The organism is Nocardioides sp. NPDC059952, assembly GCF_042730435.1.
In the GTDB taxonomy this organism is placed as follows: domain Bacteria; phylum Actinomycetota; class Actinomycetes; order Propionibacteriales; family Nocardioidaceae; genus Nocardioides.
Genome location: NZ_JBHWLY010000042.1, coordinates 33,973 through 51,080, shown reverse-complemented (window position 1 = coordinate 51,080; position 17,108 = coordinate 33,973). Strand labels below are relative to the sequence as shown.

Here is a 17,108-nt window from a genome sequence, read left to right as displayed (position 1 = left end):
CTTTATTTTCCGCTTTTTTTTTCTCCTCCCGTCGAGTTATTATTTTTTTTTGTATTTTATTTTTTTTTTTTTTTCAAACAAAAATCCACTCCCCCCCCCCACAACTACAGATTCGGCCCGCCACAAATGAGGATTCGGCTGCGGTTGGAGGCGCGGCATGCGCGTCAAAACCGGCGTGATGAGTACGTCGGGGTGAGTGCGTCCTTGATATCTCGGAGCCAGGCATCGAGGCGATCGCCGGTGAAGTCGCCCTTACGAACGATGATGACGATCCAGCCGTGGTCGACGAGCCAGCCCCGGCGCTCCTCGTCGTAGATCCGCTGATCCGGGTCGTCGTGCTCCTCGCCGTCGTACTCGACGGCAACCTTGGCGAGGCGGTAGGCGAAGTCGAGGCGATAAGTTGGGATGCCCTCTACATCGACCCAGACCTGTGTCTCGGGAAGTGGTAAGCCGGCGTCGCTGATCGCCAGCAACGTCCAAGATTCCCGCTGGGACTCGACGTGGCGATTGAGAAGCGGGACGAGTTCTCTGAGTTGGACGACGCCACGACGGCCCTTGAAACGGGGAAACTCCTGGTTGAGGGCAGCTCGGGTGATGCCGTGTTCCTTCGCGAACTCGTTGAGGGCGGCCATGGCCTCGCGGCGCTTCAGATTGCAACCGAGGTCGAGCGCGGTCCGTATCGGGGTCGTGATCTTGACCCCGTTGATCGTCATGATGTCGCGATCGAGGAGATCACGTGAGCGGCCATCTACCCCTTCCAGTCGCGTTGGCGCGTAGCCACGACGGGCGCAGGTCTCGACGGCTGGAATCCGGGCCTGCTCCTTGAGCGAGTACGTGTTGATCCCATGGATCCAAGCGGCGGTGCGGTCAGACACGACGTGGTGCGGAGATACGACACGGGAGACTGCTGCGGCTCGAGTCTCCGCGGTGTCCTCGATATCGGACGGAATGAAGACACCGCGGAAAGGTCTGAGGATCTCACCGCGCTCGACGGCGACTCGGAGGTCGTACCTCTTGATGGAGAGCTCGTTGAGCTCGCTGGCGGTAAACGGGCGTGCTGGCAGAGCCGAGGCAGCGCCGACAACTGACAGGTTCATGCGAGCCACTGTGCGCTCAGGACGTACGAAATTCACTGCCGTTTCGGTCAGCTGTGGATAACTTCGGCGCCAACGATGCCTGTGGACAGTAACTGGCCCGAACTCGTTCGCCAGAACGACCTACTCGGTCGCCACAACTACAGATTCGCTGGGTTGGAGCCTCGGCGGGTGAGTCAGCGCTGGCCCTTGAGAGCCCGGGGGATCTCCTTGCCCTGGGCGATGGCCTTCTCGGGGGCCTTGACCTTCTTCACCTTGAGCACGCCGATGAAGGCGAGGAGGGCGGCGAGGAGGACGTAGAAGCCGAAGACGATGAGGAAGGACCATTGCAGGCCGAGGCCGGTCCAATGGATGAAGTAGGCCGCCGAGACGGAGAGCATGATCACGGCGAGGACCAGCAGGAAGGCTGCGGCGGCGAAGAGACCGACGCCGACACCGGCGTTGGTCATCGAGACCTTGAGCTCCTGTTTGGCGAGCGTGATCTCCTTGTTGACGAGCTCGGAGATGTCGCGGGTGGCGTCGACGACGAGCTTGCCGATCGTCGGGTCCTCGCCGCCCGGGGACTTCACGATGTCGACTGCCATGGGAACCCTTCGCTGAACGTGTGTTGGGGAGCGCCCACGACCTTACCGGTCCCGACCCTGATCATCCTCGAACACGTCCGGCACGCCGTCCTCGTTGGCGTCGAGAGTCTCGATCTGCTCGATGCGGCGGTAGACCCTGTTGCGCGCACGCAGCACCACCGTCGCCAAGGCGGCGGCCAGCACGGACCCGAACAGAACGCCCACCTTCATGTGGTCGTGAGCTGCCGGATCCGAGCTGAAGGCGAGCTCGCCGATCAGCAGCGACACGGTGAACCCGATGCCGGCCAGCATGGCCATCCCGATCACGTCGGTCCAGGCGAGGTCGTCGTCGAGCGAGGCACGGGTGAACCGGGCCAGCAGCCAGGTCGACCCCGAGATCCCGATGGTCTTGCCGACGACGAGACCGAGGATGATGCCGAGCGTGATCGGGTCGCGAAGCGCGCTGGTCACCCCGCCCCAGCCGCCGAGGGAGACACCGGCGGCGAAGAAGGCGAAGATCGGCACCGCGACGCCGGCCGAGATCGGCCGGACCAGGTGCTCGAAGTGCTCGGCGAGCCCGCGCTTGGCTTCGGGGTTGCGGGCGATGACGGGCACGGTGAACCCGAGCAGCACCCCGGCGACGGTGGCGTGGACACCGCTGGAGTGGACGAGGGCCCATGCGATCAGGGCGAGCGGCAGGAGCAGCCAGGGGTTGCGTACGCGGCGCTGCACGAGCACCGCGAAGAGCCCGATCGGAATGAGCGCGAGCAGCAGGAAGCCGATGTGCAGATCGGAGGTGAAGAAGACGGCGATGACGATGATGCCGAGCAGGTCGTCGACGACGGCGAGGGTCAGCAGGAACGTTCGCAGCCCCGTGGGCAGATGCGTCGAGATGACCGCCAAGATCGCGACCGCGAAGGCGATGTCGGTGGCCACCGGCGTGGCCCAGCCGGCCAGCGAGCCGTCGCCGATCAGGTTGACGGCCACGTAGACCAGCGCCGGTACGACCATGCCGCCGACCGCGGCCGCGATCGGCAGCGCGGCCCGGCGGGGGTCGCGGAGGTCTCCGGAGACGAACTCCCGTTTGAGCTCCAGACCCGCGACGAAGAAGAAGATCGCGAGCAGGCCGTCGGCCGCCCAGGCCCCGATGGTGAGGTCGAGATGAAGGGACTCGGGCCCGACCCGGAAGTCGCGGACCGCCTCGTACGCCTCCTGCCAGGGGCTGTTGGCCAGGACGACCGCGATGATCGCGGCGATGATGAGGAGTACGCCGCCCGTCGTCTCTGCGCGCAGGATCTCGGCCGTCCGCGAGGTCTCCAGCCAGGAGCCACGGGTGAAGAGGCGGTTGCGGGTGTCGGTCACGGGTGGCCTCCAGGGGCTCAGGGGTCGACGAATTCACGCCGACCAGACTTCCCGGCACACCTGCCGACGACCTTAGCAAGCACCGTTGCCAGAGACAGAAGGGTGATCAACTTGAGCCCACCTTCGATCAGAAAACACATGTAAACAAGCGAAAACGTAGGTTAAGCCAGCAAAAAGAGAGTGAGTTGCTGCACAAATGCCCCGCCAGGCACCCGGTTTCGTTGCATAGTGGGTGAGCCCGCATTGAACGGTGCGGGCCGCTCCGGTCGCGCCGAGGCCCGTCACAGCCGGAGGAGAGTCGATCCGACCAGGGTGGCGGGCACGGGGGAGCCAAGCAGCACGCCGGGAGCCAGTGACAAGGCAGGCCGGCTCGGGGTGAAGGCGTAGACGGAACACAGGGATTCCAGCGCCCGGGCATCAGCAGCCCGAATCCGACAGGTCGACCTTCGCAGGCGTCGCTGCATCGGGGGAACCTCGAAATGATCGGATCCAGTATCCGCGCGCTGTCGCGCGCGCCCAGACGGATCAGCATCGGCCTGTCGACCGCACTCGTGGTCGGACTCGCACTCGTCGCCGTACCCAACCAGGCGGCCACGGCCGCACCTTCACCGGGCACGAGCGCTCACGCCGGCGCGCACCCGGCCTCGACCACCATCTCCACCACGACCACCGAGAAGAAGAAGGCCAAGAAAAAGAAGAAGTCGCGGGGCATCCGGGCTCTGCGCCGCGCCAAGAGCCGCGCCGGCGCTCCGTACTCCTACGGTGGCGACGGCCCACGCTCCTTCGACTGCTCCGGCCTGACCCAATGGGTCTACAAGAAGCTCGGCCGCAAGCTGCCGCACAGCTCATCGGCCCAGGTCGGCCACACCTTCAAGGTCAAGAAGCCGCGCAAGGGCGACCTGGTCTTCTTCTACGGCAGCGGCGGCGTCTACCACGTCGGCATCTACGCCGGGAAGCGCGACGGACGCCGCTGGATCTGGCACTCGCCCAGGCCCGGTGAGTCGGTCCAGAAGGACCCGATCTGGACCAGCAGCCACTTCATCCGCCGGGTGAAGTACTAGAAGGGCCAAGCGCCGTACGACACTGCCGAGTCGGCGCATCCGACCCTCCCGCTCGCTTCGCTTCGCGAGACATGGGGTCAGATGCGCCGACTCGGCACCACGAGTTTGCGGCTTACTCCGTGGAGGTCGCCTGCCCGGCGGCGATCAGATCCATAATTGTCTGATCTGCAAGCGTCGTTGTATCGCCTACCCCGCGACCCTCGGCCAGGTCGCGCAGCAGCCGCCGCATGATCTTGCCGGAGCGCGTCTTGGGCAGCTCGGGCACGATCATGATCTGCCGCGGCTTCGCGATCGGGCCGATCTCCTTGCGAACGTGGTCGGAGAGCTCCTTCTCGCAGTCCTGCGGCGACCCGTCGCGCAGGATGACGTACGCCACCACTGCCTGCCCCGTGTCGGGGTCGGTCGCGCCGACGACCGCCGCCTCCGCGACGTAGGAGTGGGAGACGAGCGCCGACTCGATCTCGGTCGTGGAGAGCCGGTGCCCGGAGACGTTCATGACGTCGTCGACACGGCCCAGGACCCAGACGTCGCCGTCCTCGTCCTTCTTCGCGCCGTCGCCGGCGAAGTAGAACCCCTGGTCCTTGAAACGCGCCCAGTAGGTGTCGACGTAGCGCTGGTCGTCACCCCAGATCGTACGCAGCATCGACGGCCACGGCTGGGTGAGCACGAGGTAGCCCCCGGCACCGTCCGGCACCGAGGTGCCGTTGTCGTCGACCACGTCGGCGCCCACGCCCGGCAGGGCCTTCATCGCCGAGCCCGGCTTCCCGTGGGTGACCCCGGGGAGCGGCGAGATCATGATCGCGCCGGTCTCGGTCTGCCACCAGGTGTCCACCACGGGCACCGAGGAGCCACCGATGACGTCGCGATACCAGATGTAGGCCTCGGGGTTGATCGGCTCACCGACCGACCCGAGCAGCCGGACCGAGGAGAGGTCGCGGCCGTCCGGGATGGCGCGCCCCTGCTTCATGAAGGTTCGGATCGCGGTCGGCGCGGTGTAGAAGAGCGTGACGCCGTACTCCTCGATGATCTGCCACCAGCGACCCTTCTCCGGGAAGTCCGGGGTGCCCTCGTAGAGCACCTGGGTCGCGCCGTTGGCCAGCGGCCCGTAGACGATGTAGGAGTGGCCGGTGATCCAGCCGATGTCGGCGGTGCACCAGTAGACGTCGGTCTCGGGCTTGAGGTCGAAGACCTCCCAGTGCGTGAACGCCGCCTGGGTGAGGTAGCCGCCGGTGGTGTGCAGGATGCCCTTGGGCTTCCCGGTGGTGCCGGAGGTGTACATCACGAAGAGCGGGTGCTCGGCGTCGTGGGCGACCGGGGCGTGCTCGGTCGACGCGGTCGAGACGACGTCGCTCCACCACTTGTCGACCGAGTCGTTCCAGTCGACGTCCTGGCCCGTGCGGCGGACGACGACGACGTTCTCGACCAGGCCGGGCTGAGTCGCCTCGACCTTCGTGACCGCTTCGTCGACGGCAGGCTTGAGCGCAGAGGGTGCGCCCCGGCGATAGCCGCCGTCCGAGGTGACGATCAGCTTCGCGCCGCAGTCGACGACGCGGGTCGCGAGTGCGTCGGCGGAGAAGCCACCGAAGATGACCGTGTGGATCGCGCCGATCCGCGCACAGGCCAGCATCGCGAAGACGGCCTCGGGGATCATCGGCATGTAGATCGCCACCCGGTCGCCCTTGCCGACGCCCAGCGCCTCGAAGGCGTTCGCGGCCCGGGAGACCTCGTCCTTGAGCTCGGCATAGGTGATGGTCCGCTTGTCGTCGGCGGGCTCACCGACCCAGTGGATCGCGACCCGGTCACCGAGCCCGGCCTCGACGTGCCGGTCGACGGCGTTGTAAGCCACGTTGATCTCGCCGCCCTCGAACCACTTCGCGAACGGCGGATTGTCCCAGTTCAGGACGCGGTCGAACGGCTTGGACCAGCTGAGCCGTTCCGCGGCGGCGGCCCAGAACGCGTCGCGGTCCTCGTCGGCCGCAGAGTAGGCATCGGCCTTGACGTTGGCAGCGGCGGCAAGCTCGGCCGGGGGCTCGAACCGGCGCTTCTCGTGCAGCAGGTTGGACAGGGTCTCGTCGCTCACAGTGACTCCTACGTACGAAAAATGTGTGGCTCAAGCCACAGGGTAGTGCGGGGGAAAGAACGATGGCGGGCCGTCGTTGCAACCAGAGGTAGCGACGGCCCGCCATCGGGTGGATCAGTGCGTGATCGCCTTCTCCGAGCCGGCGCCGGTGAGGGCGCGTACCTCGAGCTCGACGTAACGCTCAGCGGTCTCCGGCTCCTTCGACGTCACCGTGCCCAGCCAGCCCAGGAAGAACCCGAGCGGGATGGAGATGAGGCCCGGGTTCTCCAGGGGGAACCAGGAGAAGTCGATGCCGGCCGGGAACAGCGAGAGGCTGTCACCGGTGGCCGGGTCGACCTTGCCGGAGACGACCGGCGAGAAGAAGACCAGGCCGACGCAGGAGATCAGGCCGCCGTAGATCGACCAGACCGCACCGCGGGTGTTGAACCGCGCCCAGAACATGTTGTAGATGATCGCCGGCAGGTTCGCCGAGGCGGCGACCGCGAAGGCCAGCGCCACGAGGAACGCGATGTTCAGCGACTGCGCCGGGATGGCCAGCAGGATCGCGACCAGACCGATGCCCGCCGCGGCCCAGCGAGAGACCTTCATCTCCTCCTTCTCGGTGGCCTTGCCACGCTTGATCACCGAGTTGTAGATGTCGTGGGCGACGGAGACCGAGGAGGTCAACGTTAGACCCGCGACCACGGCGAGGATCGTGGCGAAGGCGACCGCGGCGATGAGCGCCAGCAGTACGGCGCCGCCGACGGAGCCTTCACCGCCACCGACCTCCTGGGCGAGCAGTGGTGCCGCCAGGTTGCCGGCCTTGTCCAGGGTGGACGGGTCGACCAGCGCGGCCGCACCGAAGCCCAGGACCAGGGTGAACAGGTAGAAGACGCCGATGAGGCCGATCGCCCACAGCACCGACTTGCGAGCGTCTGCCGAGGTCGGGACCGTGTAGAAGCGGATCAGGATGTGGGGCAGGCCGGCGGTGCCGAGCACCAGGGCGAGCCCGAGCGAGACGAAGTCCAGCTCGCTGGTGAAGCTCGCTCCGTACTTCAAGCCCGGCTGGAGGAAGGCGTCGCCCTTGCCCGAGGCGTCGGCGGCGGAGCCGAGCAGCTCGGAGAGGTTGAAGCCGAACTGGGCGAGCACCAGGATCACGATCAGTGCCGAGCCGGTCATCAGCAGGACGGCCTTGACGATCTGGACCCAGGTGGTGCCCTTCATCCCGCCGACGGTGACGTAGAAGATCATCAGCGCGCCGACGAACAGGATCACGATGTTCTTGACCACCTGGTCCTCGACGCCGAGCAGCAGGGCCACCAGGGCGCCCGCACCGACCATCTGGGCCAGCAGGTAGAAGATCGAGACGACGACCGTGGAGGTCGCGGCCGCCAGGCGGACCGGGCGCTGCTTCATCCGGTACGCCAGCTGGTCGGCCATCGTGTAGCGACCGGAGTTACGCAGCACCTCCGCGACCAGCAGCAGCGCCACCAGCCAGGCGACGAGGAAGCCGATCGAGTAGAGGAACCCGTCGTAGCCCGACAGCGCGATGGCGCCGGAGATGCCGAGGAACGACGCCGCCGACATGTAGTCGCCGCCGATGGCGAGACCGTTCTGGAAGCCGGAGAAGCCGCGGCCGCCGGCGTAGTAGTCGGCGGCCGTCTTCGTCTGCCGGCTCGCCCAGAAGGTGATGCCGATCGTGATCGCGACGACCGTGAGGAAGAGAACCGTGGTGAGGATCTGGCTACCGTCCATCAGAGCTGCCTCTTCTCGATCTCGTATTCCTCGTCGAGCTTCCGAGCCAGCGGGTCGAGGTGCTTGTTGGAGTAGTTGGCGTAGAGGTAGGCGATGCCGAACGTGGTCGCGAACTGGAGGAGCCCGAAGACCAGCGCGACGTTGATGTTGCCGACGAGCTTGGTGTTCATGAAGTCCTCGGCCCAGTTGGAGCAGAAGACGTAGAGGAGGTACCACACCAGGAATGCCACCGTGGCCGGGAACACGAACTTCCGGTACGCCGATCGCAGAGCGCGAAACTCCGCTGTGGCGTGCAGGCTGTCGTAGACCGGGTCGTGCCGGTGGGCTTGGTCGTGCGCTTCTTCGCTCACGGTCTAACCCTTTCGTTGACGAGGCCGTCCTCCGTGGGGGTGGATGACGGACGACGTGTGATCGCAGTCACATTAGGGGTCGGTCGGACCGGCCGTCGCGGGGTAACGCGCGGTCCCTCGGTGGGCGGTGCGGTCGAGCGACAAGCGGTCGAAATCGTGCGCCGAGCGGCTGGTCTACCCGCGCCGGCCGCCGCCACCGGACGTACCGCCACCGGGGTGTGTGCCACCGCCGGCGGGCGGATGCACACACCCCGGGCACGGACTGCCGCCGTCGGCCAGATGGTGGGTCTGGCGAGCGAGGATCACGACCTCGTCCAGCTCCGGCGTCTCGCCCGGCATGGTCAGCCCGAGGCCGTACGTCGCGTTGAACGCCCACACGTCCACACCCGCGCGAATCGCTGCCCTCCGGGTCAGGTCGTAGGCGGCGTCGTAGAGGGCGGGCAGGTCGACGGGGATCAGGCGGGCCAGGTCCCGCACCCGACCTTCTTCGACCAGGCCGCCGAGGTAGGCCTTGAGGATGTGGACGACCTCGCTGCGTCCGAGGTCGGGGATGTCGAGAGTGCTGGCGATCGCGGCCGCCGCGGCTTCCGCGAACCGGTCGGTCCGTGCCTCCTGCTCCGACCTTGCCTGCTGGGCATCGTCGAGCTCTGCGAGCGCCTCGCTCACGTCCGGGCCACCGGGGAGCTCCGGGGCTCGTGCCGATGGTGGGTCCGCGAGATCGAGCGTCGCGGCCTGGAACCGGCCGAGCTGACGAGCGATGGCGAGGCCGCTGTCCGAGACCGGCTGTCCCGGCTCGGCGGGCGCGGCCTCGTGGACCGCCGTGACGACGGGCGCGAGGCTGGCGGTGGTGCGGCGGTGCACGGTGACGTACTGGTGGATCGCCTCGTACGCCGCCTGCTCGCCCTCCGCGCGCTCGATGTGCCGCGTCTCGAGGGCGTAGCGGTTCTCGACCTGCTGCTTCCACGCGCCTTCGGAGACGGGCACCGCGGTGATGGTGAAGACCAGCGCGACCATCAGACCGATGTTGACCCCGGCCAGCGTCCGCTTCCCGGTGTCGAGCACGCCGAAGACCGGTAGCCGGACCTCACCGAAGCGCTGCGGCCATCGCAGCACGAGGAAGCTGCTCACGGCGATCGCCGTGTAGGCGGTCAGCCAGTACGCCCAGTGCACCGCGGTCAGCGCCTGCACCCTCTCCAGCACGGCCCGGGTCGCGGTGACCTGGGTCGGGTTCAGGGAGAGGACATCGGCCAGCCACACCATCACCAGCGACAGCAGCAGGCCGAGCTGGATCGACCAGACGATGTCCGCCGCGGCGCGCACCGTGAGCCGTGGCGACGTGCGCATCGCCCGCCAACCGCACCAGGAGAGCCACCCGGCGATCCCGAGGATCACGGGTGCGACGTACGTCGTCGAGAGCAGGTTGCCGAAGACGACCTGCTCGCCGACCAGGGTGGCGACGGCGACCCCGCCGAGGTGCGGGATCGCCCGCACGGCGAGGTGCTCGGACTCGCCGAACCGCCGCTGAGCCAGGAACACCGACCAGCCCCCGAAGCCCACGATCAGGAACGCAGGGAGGAAGCGGTCGGGCCACCACCAGAGCAGGGCGGTGATGACCGCCGCCCAGGCCAGTACGACGAGCGTCGCGCGCCCGAACCTCCTATGCCGCCACCATCCGACCGCAGGTGCGACCGCGACAGTGTGGACGACCAGGAGCGCCACCCCGACGAGCAGTCCGAGAAGGAGCCCGCCGAACGCGCCCGCCATGGCCGCGAGCGCTGTCAGCGCCACGTCTCCGAAGCCGTCGATCTCACGTCCCCCGGCCGCATGGCAGGCGCCCAGGAGGCCACCGGCAGCTGTGGCGTACAGACCCAGGTCGGCGCCGACGTCCGAGCTCTCGTCCACCATTGGCCTCCGGATCAGATCAGCGCTGCACGGTGGACGCGGTGACGGGCTCGATCGTGGGCTCAGGGGAGTGCAGGCGGACCAGCAGCCGGGTGGTGTGGGCTGGGACGTGGGCGGCGGAGGCGAGGCTGACGACGATCATGACGGCGAAGGACAGCGGCACCGCCCACAGCGCGGGCTGGGCGAGCGCGACATCCGCCCACGTGCCCGTACGCGACCCACTGATCGTGAACACCACGGCCGAGCCCGTGGTGACCAGGCCGGTGACCAGGCCGGTGGCGGCGCCGTAGGCGGTCAGGCGGCGCCACCAGATGCCGAGCAGGAGGAGCGGGCAGAAGGTCGCGGCGGCGAGGGCGAAGGCGAGCGCGACGCCGCGGGCGACACCGACGCTGGGGGTCAGCAGGGCGCCGACGACCGGGACGATGACGGCGACCAGGGAGGCGATCCGGAAGGCTGCTACGCCGCCTAAGCGGCTGCCCCGGCGGCGCAGCAGGGGGACGACCACGTCCTGGGAGAGCACGCCGGAGACGGCGATCGCCAGGCCCGACGACGTCGAGAGGAAGGCCGCGAAGGCGCCCGCGCAGACCAGTCCGGTGAGGACGTCACCCGCCCAGCCCGGGACCATCAGCCCGGGCAGCTCGAGCACCAGGGTGTCGGCGGAGACGGGGTCGGCCGCGTACACCCTTCCCAACACCCCGAGGATCGGCGGCAGCAGGTAGAAGACGCCGAGGAGGGCGAGCACGACCAGGGTCGTGCGGCGGGCGGCGCGGCCGTCGGGGTTGGTGTAGAAGCGGACGCCCACGTGCGGCAGGCCCATCGTGCCGAGGAACGTCGCCGCGATCAGCGAGTAGGTGGCGTAGAGGCCGGTCGTGGTGTCGGTGCCGATGGGCAGCGACCAGGCCTGGCTGAGGTCGGCGCGAGGTGCGCCGTCGGCGCCCCACACCGCGACCAGCACAGCGACGGGCACCAGCAGCGCGGTCAGCTTGAGCCAGTACTGGAAGGCCTGCACGAACGTGATCGAGCGCATCCCGCCCGAGAAGACGCTGACCAGCACGACCGTCCCGACCAGCACCGGTCCCACCCAGCGAGGGGCGTTCGCGACCAGCTCCAGGGTCAGCCCGGCCCCCTGCAGCTGGGGCAGCAGATAGAGCCAGCCGATGCTCACGACCAGCAGCGAGCAGAGCCGCCGCACCCCGCGTGAGGCGAGCCGCTCCTCGGCGAAGTCGGGCAGCGTGTAGGCACCTGACCTGCGCAGAGGAGCCGCGACCAGGGTCAGCAGCACGAGATAGCCGGCCGTCCAGCCGATCGGATACCAGAGCATCTCCGCGCCCGAGGTGAACACCAGCCCGGCGACGCCCAGGAAGGAGGCGGCCGAGAGATACTCCCCACCGATCGCGCTCGCGTTGAGGCCGGGGCGCACCGACCGCGAGGCGACGTAGAAGTCGCTCGTGGTCCGACTGAACCGAAGCCCCCAGGTGCCGATGGTCAGCGTCGCCAGGGTGACCAGGGTGACCGCGACGATCGCCGGGGCGGAGTCGAAGGTCATGGCACCTCGTCGTCCGAGCGGAGCAGGTCGGCATAGCTGGCCTCGTTGCGTTCCGCTCCGCGCAGGTACCAGCGGCCGAGGAGGAACAGGAACGGGTAGACCAGCACCCCGAGGAGCAGCCAGGGGAGCGGCACGCCGAACGGCGCGGTGCGGACCAGGCCCGGAGCCAGCCAGAACAGCAGCGGGAGCGAGCCGACTCCGAGGAGGAGCACCACCAGGGTGCGTACGGCGATCGAGAGCTGGGCGCGCATCAGCGAGCCGAGGTAGACCTCGCCGAGGCGGGTGTCCTCGTCGACGTCGACCCGGCGCACGGCCGGGCGTCGCCGGGGCGGTCCGGTGACGCGTACGCGTTGGGGCTCAGTCATCAGGCTCTGCTGTCAGGAGGGTCATGAGCGCCGGGCGAGCAGGTCCTTGAGCTGGCGCGTGTGCCGCCGGCTGACCTGCAGCTCGGTCCCGCGGGCGGAGCCGCCGACGACGACCGAGCAGCGCCCGGCCTCCGACCGCACCTCGGTCACGTGGGCGAGGTTGACGAGGAGAGAGCGATGGATGCGTACGAACCGGGCGGAGGCCCACTCCTGCTCGAGCTGGGTCAGCGGGACCCGCACCAGGTGGGAGGCGTCGGCGGTGTGCAGCCGGGCGTAGTCGCCCTGCGCCTCGACGTGGGTGATCTGGGAGCGCCACACGAAACGGGTGACCCCGCCGAGCTCGACGGGGATCTGTACGTCACCGCTCGGCTCCTCCTCGGGCATGCTGCCCATCAGCCGGGTGACGGTCTCCGCCAGCCGCTCGGCGCGCACCGGCTTGAGCACGTAGTCGACCGCACGCAGGTCGAACGCCTCCAGCGCGTGCTCCTCGTGAGCGGTCACGAACACGACCGCCGGCGGTGTCTTGAACCGCGCCAGCAGCCGGGCCAGCTCGAGCCCGTTCAGGCCCGGCATCTGGATGTCGAGGAACACCGCGTCCACGCCCGACCCCTGCAGCTGCTGCAGACCGTCGGTCGCGTTCAGGCACGTGCGCACCTCCGCCACCCGGGCATCCTGGGTGAGCAGGTAGGAGAGCTCGTCGGCCGCGGGCGGCTCGTCGTCGACGACCAGGATCCGCAGCCGGCCGCCTGGCGCGCCCTGCCGCGCGGCGACTGCCTGGGTGGTGCGGTTCATGTGTGCACTCCTGGAGCGAACTTCGGGATTCTGAGGATGACCTTCGTGCCGGCTCCGGGGGCGGTCTCGACCACCAGGCCGTAGTCGTCGCCGTAGGCGTTGCGGAGCCGGGCGTCGACGTTGCCGAGCCCGACCGAGTCGGCGCCGCCGGCCAGCGCGTTGCGCACCTTCTCCGGGTCCTCGCCGGCGCCGTCGTCCTCGACCTCAATCACGCACTCGGTGCCGCTGTCGGCGGCCCGGATGGAGATGTGGCCGGTCTCGGCGTCGGCCAGGCCGTGGCGTACGGCGTTCTCGACCAGCGGCTGCAGGCACAGGAACGGCACCGCGATCGGCAGCACCTCGGGCGCCACCGAGAGCCGCACCGAGAGCCGCTCACCGAACCGGGCCTGCTCCAGCAGGAGGTAGCGCTCCACGGAGCGGAGCTCCTCGGACAGCGTGGTGTATTCGCCGTGGGTCCGGAAGGAGTAGCGGGTGAAGTCCGCGAACTCCAGCAGCAGCTCGCGCGCACGCTCCGGATCGGTGCGTACGAAGCTGGCGATCGCCCCCAGCGAGTTGTAGATGAAGTGCGGGCTGATCTGAGCGCGCAGCGCGCGCACCTCGGCCTCCATCAGGCGCCGCCGAGACGCGTCGAGCTCGGCGAGCTCCAGCTGACCGGAGACCCACGTCGCGACCTCGTCGGTGGCCCGGACCATCATCGCCGAGGTGTCCGGGGCGTAGGCCTGCAGCGTGCCGACCAGGTGGTCGTCGACGACCAGCGGGCTGACCACGGCGGAGTGCAGCGGGCAGCCGGCCTGGCCGCACTCCAGGTCGACCCGGTCGTAGAACCTGGTCGCGCCGCGCTCCAGCGTCCCCTCGGCCAGCTTGGTCACGTGCTCCTGGTGATGGGTGCCGATGCCTTCCCAGGCGAGCAGGCCGTCGGTGTCGGTGATCGCGAGCGCGGGGGCGGCCAGGAGCGCCTGCAGGTGAGGGGCGGCGCGCTCGGCGCTGTCGACGGTCAGGCCGCCCCGCAGCGCAGGGCTCGCCAGCGATGCGTTGTGGAGGGTGCGGAAGGTCGCCCGGTCGGCCTCGGTGCCCAGGTGAGTGCGCTTCCAGGGCCGCATCCACGCGCTCCTTCCGTGCCAGTGCTCTATCGAGACCTCCAGTGTGACGGCGCCCACGTTATCTGTCATCCGAGCCGCTGCGGGGGTGCGAGGTAGGTTGTGGACATGCGACTGAGTCGAGTGATCCCGGGTCTGCTGGCCGCCGGAGCGGCGGCCGCGGGCGCCGCCTTCGTGATCGGCATGCGCAACAAGTCGCCGTGGCTTCAGGACCGCATCCGCGCCTTCTCGAAGCGATTCGCCTCCGAGGCCCTGAAGACCGCCGGGATGGAAGGCGTCACCAACGGCGTCGTCCTCCACGTCGGCCGCGCGAGCGGGCGGGAGTACGCCACCCCGATCACGCCGTTCCCGACCCCCGACGGCTTCGTCATCAACCTGCCCTACACCTCGAAGGTCGACTGGGCCCAGAACGTGCTGGCCGCCAACTCGGCCACGATCGTCCACGACGGCGTCGACCATCGGGTCACCGACCCGCGCGTCGTTCCGTACGCCGAGGTCGCGCCTCTGCTCCCCAAGGGCGCCGGTGTCTTCCGCGCCGTCTTCGACGTCCAGGAGTTCCTCCGCGTCACCAACGCGGACTGACGTTTCCCGCACGGATCGCGTCTAACCTTCGGTGCTTTCCCCTTCTATTGAGGTTTATGGGTCTAAACTTCAATAGAAGAGATGTCTGTTGAAGGATGAGTCGCATGTCTGGGTGGGAAGAGGCGTATTGGGAGCCGAGCTTTGGGGCACCCGCGAGGTCCGCGCGCCGGTCGGGTCATTACCAACGGTACGTTCCCGACTTCGTCGACGGGATGATGCTCGCGGTCAACGGAGATCTGTCGCGGAAAGTAGCTCAGGCAGAGCGTGCTCTTCGCGCACTCAACGATCCGGGGGCCGGAGGGCTGGACGGGATCGCGCGCTTCCTCTTGCGATCTGAAGCCATTGCAAGCTCGAAGATCGAGGGGATCGCCCCATCGGCCCAACAGGTCGCGCTTGCAGAACTTGGCCAGATGGAGTCGGTGCGCGGGGTGAGCGACCAGGCGCGCTTGGTCGCCAACAACATGACGGTCGTCCGCCGCTCGACCACTGAGCTCGTGGAGGCGGAGGAACTGACCGTCGAGAGCATCGTGGACCTGCACCGGTCTCTGCTTCCCGATGAGCCTCGGCACCACGGTTTGCGAACGGTCCAGAACTGGATCGGTGGTTCGGACTGGAATCCGATCGGGGCGGGCTACGTTCCTCCTGCTGCCGATCGTGTGCCCGAATTGATGGCTGATCTGGTCGCGTACCTCAACGGATCTGCGCATTCTCCGTTGATCCAGGCAGCCATCGTCCACGCTCAGTTCGAGACGGTGCACCCGTTCACGGACGGGAACGGCCGTGTCGGTCGCGCACTCATCCACACAGTGCTCGCTCGGCGCGGGCTGGCTGATCGGGCGGTGTTGCCCGTCAGCCTGGTTCTGGCAACCCTCAAGGAGCAGTACGTCGCCGGGCTGACCTCGTTCCGCTTCGACGCGCCGCGGGGAAGCGAGGAGGCCAGTCTGGCGATCAATGCCTGGCTGGAAGTCTTCGTCGACGCCGCCATGGTTGCGGTTGCGGAAGCGCGGGAGCTGATGGAGCGGGTCGAGGATCTCATACGTGATTGGGCCACGAGGCAGACCGAGCATCGTATGTCTCGTGGACTGCGTGCGATTCCGCGCAGCGACTCTGCCTCGGCACGCCTGCTCATGACACTTCCGGAGGCGCCAGTCGTCACTGCGACGACCTTGGCGCGCATTCTCGAGGTCTCTTTCAACGCCGCGTCCGCCGCCTTGGACGAGCTTCACCAAGCTGGAATTCTCCAGGTGAAGTCAATCGACCGAGGTGCTTCGGCATACATCGCCCGAGACGTTCTCGACCTGGTCAACCTCGCCGAGCGGCGGCTGGCGAGCACGCGGTTCGACACCCGGGAGTCGCCGCCCGCGCGACCGGTTCCGGCACGCCAACAGGCGGATCAGTAGTCGTCGGGTTGGCGGGACTCGAACCCGCGATCGCCTGGACCCAAACCAGGAGGGATAGCCGCTTCCCCACAACCCGCTGCACAACCTGTTCTCAGCGGTGTCACGGAAGCGGTCGCGGCTGCATGCCGACCACGGTAGACAGGCTCGGGCCTCGGGTGCACACGATTTTATCGGCAGCCGACTACCGCTGGTGCCGGTGCCGGATGTCCTCCTGGTCCTCGAGGTCGCGGTCCTCCATCGCGATCACGTCGTTGTCCGCGCGGTTGTCGCTCTCGACCAGCTCGTCGAGCTTGAGCAGGATCGCCTTGGTCTGGCGGTTGGTCATGTGCTGGATGCTGAAGAGCACCAGCAGGCTGACGATGGAGCCGGCCGCGTAGACGAGGCTGTGCCACCACGCCTCGAACCCCGTGACCAGACCGGCGATCAGCAGCGCTGCGACGACCATCATGCTGATCCCGCTAGCCCAGGCCGACCCGGCGGCACCGGCGAGCGCGTGTGCAGCAGCCGAGAACCGGTCGCGCACGTAGTCGGAGCCATCCGGCGCGGGATGGCTCATTCGGCGCTTTCCCGTTCCTCCAGACCCACTGCCTTGCGCAGCTCGTCGCGGTCCTCGCGCAGCTCGGGATGGTCGCGGGCCAGGCGCTCCATCATGCCGGAGAGTCCTTCGGCGATGGCGTTGAGCTTCTGCTGGACCGAGTCGTCGGCTCGCTTCTGGGTGTTCTGCAGGAGCGCCACCAGCAGGAACGTGACGATCGTCGTGACTGTGTTGATGATCAGCTGCCAGGTGTCCACGTCGGGCAGCACCACGATCGATGGTGCCCAGAGCACGACCAGCAGCACGCACAGCATGAAGAACCATGCCCGCGACACGAACGTGCTCGCATGGGTGGCGAATCGGTCGAACACCCCGACCTTGTTGCTGACCTGGGAGGGCATCGTCTTCACGTCGTCGTGGTGTGACTGGCCGGTCCCGTTCCGTTCGGAGTGCTGCTTGCGCTCACTCGTCGACATCACTACCTCCTGTGCCGACGGCCCGGTACCCGAATCACGGTCCCGCCATGCTTGCAGCCGATCGCGGTGGCCACCACCGACGACGTGGGGGGGGGGGGCCCCCCCGCCGGGCGCCCCCCCCCCGGCACGGGAGAGGGGGGTGGGGCGGGGGCCGCGGGGGGCGGCCCCC

Annotated in this window: 16 protein-coding genes and 1 tRNA gene; 3 read left to right on the top strand and 14 right to left on the bottom strand. The window is 68.1% G+C overall.

The genetic code is table 11. The annotated features are described in order from the left end of the window. Positions 1 to 164 precede the first annotated feature (164 nt). From ACFV9G_RS18940 to nhaA, 3 genes are all read right to left on the bottom strand, one after another. The gene (locus ACFV9G_RS18940; RefSeq protein ID WP_378729055.1) at positions 165 to 1,097 is read right to left on the bottom strand and encodes a DUF559 domain-containing protein; all 933 of its coding nucleotides are present in this window, start codon (positions 1,095 to 1,097) and stop codon (positions 165 to 167) included. 173 nt (positions 1,098 to 1,270) lie between these two features. Continuing rightward, positions 1,271 to 1,678, bottom strand: coding sequence for a phage holin family protein (locus tag ACFV9G_RS18935; RefSeq protein WP_378729054.1), 408 nt, complete (start codon positions 1,676 to 1,678; stop codon positions 1,271 to 1,273). A 42-nt stretch (positions 1,679 to 1,720) separates the two neighbouring features. Continuing rightward, the gene (gene nhaA, locus ACFV9G_RS18930) at positions 1,721 to 3,019 is read right to left on the bottom strand and encodes a Na+/H+ antiporter NhaA (protein WP_378729053.1); all 1,299 of its coding nucleotides are present in this window, start codon (positions 3,017 to 3,019) and stop codon (positions 1,721 to 1,723) included. 479 nt (positions 3,020 to 3,498) lie between these two features. Between nhaA and ACFV9G_RS18925 the strand changes: the two genes are divergently transcribed. Then, on the top strand, positions 3,499 to 4,080 hold the full coding sequence (locus ACFV9G_RS18925; protein WP_378729052.1) for a C40 family peptidase: 582 nt from the start codon (positions 3,499 to 3,501) through the stop codon (positions 4,078 to 4,080). A 112-nt stretch (positions 4,081 to 4,192) separates the two neighbouring features. On the opposite strand, the gene acs is transcribed toward ACFV9G_RS18925, so the two are convergent. The 8 genes from acs to ACFV9G_RS18885 form a co-directional block, all read right to left on the bottom strand. After that, positions 4,193 to 6,160, bottom strand: coding sequence for an acetate--CoA ligase (gene acs, locus ACFV9G_RS18920; RefSeq protein ID WP_378729051.1), 1,968 nt, complete (start codon positions 6,158 to 6,160; stop codon positions 4,193 to 4,195). Between the two features lie 114 nt (positions 6,161 to 6,274). Next, positions 6,275 to 7,894, bottom strand: a complete 1,620-nt coding sequence (locus ACFV9G_RS18915) for a cation acetate symporter (RefSeq protein ID WP_378729050.1) — start codon at positions 7,892 to 7,894, stop codon at positions 6,275 to 6,277. Further along, complete coding sequence (locus ACFV9G_RS18910) at positions 7,894 to 8,244, bottom strand: DUF485 domain-containing protein (protein ID WP_378729049.1); 351 nt, start codon at positions 8,242 to 8,244, stop codon at positions 7,894 to 7,896. The genes ACFV9G_RS18915 and ACFV9G_RS18910 overlap by 1 nt, the downstream gene beginning before the upstream one ends. 174 nt (positions 8,245 to 8,418) lie before the next feature. Beyond that, positions 8,419 to 10,146 (bottom strand): hypothetical protein, encoded by a 1,728-nt coding sequence (locus tag ACFV9G_RS18905; protein ID WP_378729048.1) that lies wholly within the window; start codon positions 10,144 to 10,146, stop codon positions 8,419 to 8,421. 19 nt (positions 10,147 to 10,165) lie between these two features. Continuing rightward, complete coding sequence (locus ACFV9G_RS18900; RefSeq protein WP_378729047.1) at positions 10,166 to 11,692, bottom strand: cation acetate symporter; 1,527 nt, start codon at positions 11,690 to 11,692, stop codon at positions 10,166 to 10,168. Further along, a complete protein-coding gene (locus ACFV9G_RS18895) occupies positions 11,689 to 12,057 on the bottom strand; it encodes a hypothetical protein (protein ID WP_378729046.1) in 369 nt (122 codons plus the stop codon). Before ACFV9G_RS18895 ends, ACFV9G_RS18900 begins: the two co-directional genes overlap by 4 nt. Before the next feature lie 21 nt (positions 12,058 to 12,078). Further along, positions 12,079 to 12,849: a LytR/AlgR family response regulator transcription factor gene (locus ACFV9G_RS18890; RefSeq protein WP_378729045.1), complete on the bottom strand. Its 771-nt coding sequence runs from the start codon at positions 12,847 to 12,849 to the stop codon at positions 12,079 to 12,081. Further along, on the bottom strand, positions 12,846 to 13,949 hold the full coding sequence (locus tag ACFV9G_RS18885) for a sensor histidine kinase (RefSeq protein ID WP_378729044.1): 1,104 nt from the start codon (positions 13,947 to 13,949) through the stop codon (positions 12,846 to 12,848). The genes ACFV9G_RS18890 and ACFV9G_RS18885 overlap by 4 nt, the downstream gene beginning before the upstream one ends. Before the next feature lie 105 nt (positions 13,950 to 14,054). On the opposite strand from ACFV9G_RS18885, the gene ACFV9G_RS18880 reads away from it, so the two are divergent. Beyond that, positions 14,055 to 14,528 (top strand): hypothetical protein, encoded by a 474-nt coding sequence (locus ACFV9G_RS18880; protein ID WP_378729042.1) that lies wholly within the window; start codon positions 14,055 to 14,057, stop codon positions 14,526 to 14,528. 104 nt (positions 14,529 to 14,632) lie between these two features. After that, positions 14,633 to 15,928 carry a Fic family protein gene (locus ACFV9G_RS18875; RefSeq protein ID WP_378729041.1) on the top strand — a complete coding sequence of 432 codons (1,296 nt, stop codon included), beginning with the start codon at positions 14,633 to 14,635 and terminating at the stop codon, positions 15,926 to 15,928. Positions 15,929 to 15,931: 3 nt separating this feature from the next. On the opposite strand, the gene ACFV9G_RS18870 is transcribed toward ACFV9G_RS18875, so the two are convergent. The 3 genes from ACFV9G_RS18870 to ACFV9G_RS18860 all read right to left on the bottom strand — a co-directional run bounded on the left by ACFV9G_RS18870 (position 15,932) and on the right by ACFV9G_RS18860 (position 16,939). After that, positions 15,932 to 16,004 (bottom strand) — tRNA-Pro (locus ACFV9G_RS18870). A 105-nt stretch (positions 16,005 to 16,109) separates the two neighbouring features. After that, positions 16,110 to 16,484: a low affinity iron permease family protein gene (locus ACFV9G_RS18865; protein ID WP_378729040.1), complete on the bottom strand. Its 375-nt coding sequence runs from the start codon at positions 16,482 to 16,484 to the stop codon at positions 16,110 to 16,112. After that, the gene (locus ACFV9G_RS18860) at positions 16,481 to 16,939 is read right to left on the bottom strand and encodes a low affinity iron permease family protein (protein ID WP_378729039.1); all 459 of its coding nucleotides are present in this window, start codon (positions 16,937 to 16,939) and stop codon (positions 16,481 to 16,483) included. Before ACFV9G_RS18860 ends, ACFV9G_RS18865 begins: the two co-directional genes overlap by 4 nt. Positions 16,940 to 17,108 lie beyond the last annotated feature (169 nt).

Excerpts from the sequence above, each read along its gene's own strand:
- ACFV9G_RS18940 (WP_378729055.1), bottom strand. The coding sequence starts at position 1,097 with ATGAACCTGTCAGTTGTCGGCGCTGCCTCGGCTCTGCCAGCACGCCCG.
- ACFV9G_RS18935 (WP_378729054.1), bottom strand. The coding sequence starts at position 1,678 with ATGGCAGTCGACATCGTGAAGTCCCCGGGCGGCGAGGACCCGACGATC.
- ACFV9G_RS18925 (WP_378729052.1), top strand. The coding sequence starts at position 3,499 with ATGATCGGATCCAGTATCCGCGCGCTGTCGCGCGCGCCCAGACGGATC.
- ACFV9G_RS18915 (WP_378729050.1), bottom strand. The coding sequence starts at position 7,894 with ATGGACGGTAGCCAGATCCTCACCACGGTTCTCTTCCTCACGGTCGTC.
- ACFV9G_RS18900 (WP_378729047.1), bottom strand. The coding sequence starts at position 11,692 with ATGACCTTCGACTCCGCCCCGGCGATCGTCGCGGTCACCCTGGTCACC.
- ACFV9G_RS18895 (WP_378729046.1), bottom strand. The coding sequence starts at position 12,057 with ATGACTGAGCCCCAACGCGTACGCGTCACCGGACCGCCCCGGCGACGC.
- ACFV9G_RS18890 (WP_378729045.1), bottom strand. The coding sequence starts at position 12,849 with ATGAACCGCACCACCCAGGCAGTCGCCGCGCGGCAGGGCGCGCCAGGC.
- ACFV9G_RS18885 (WP_378729044.1), bottom strand. The coding sequence starts at position 13,949 with ATGCGGCCCTGGAAGCGCACTCACCTGGGCACCGAGGCCGACCGGGCG.
- ACFV9G_RS18880 (WP_378729042.1), top strand. The coding sequence starts at position 14,055 with ATGCGACTGAGTCGAGTGATCCCGGGTCTGCTGGCCGCCGGAGCGGCG.
- ACFV9G_RS18875 (WP_378729041.1), top strand. The coding sequence starts at position 14,633 with ATGTCTGGGTGGGAAGAGGCGTATTGGGAGCCGAGCTTTGGGGCACCC.
- ACFV9G_RS18865 (WP_378729040.1), bottom strand. The coding sequence starts at position 16,484 with ATGAGCCATCCCGCGCCGGATGGCTCCGACTACGTGCGCGACCGGTTC.
- ACFV9G_RS18860 (WP_378729039.1), bottom strand. The coding sequence starts at position 16,939 with ATGTCGACGAGTGAGCGCAAGCAGCACTCCGAACGGAACGGGACCGGC.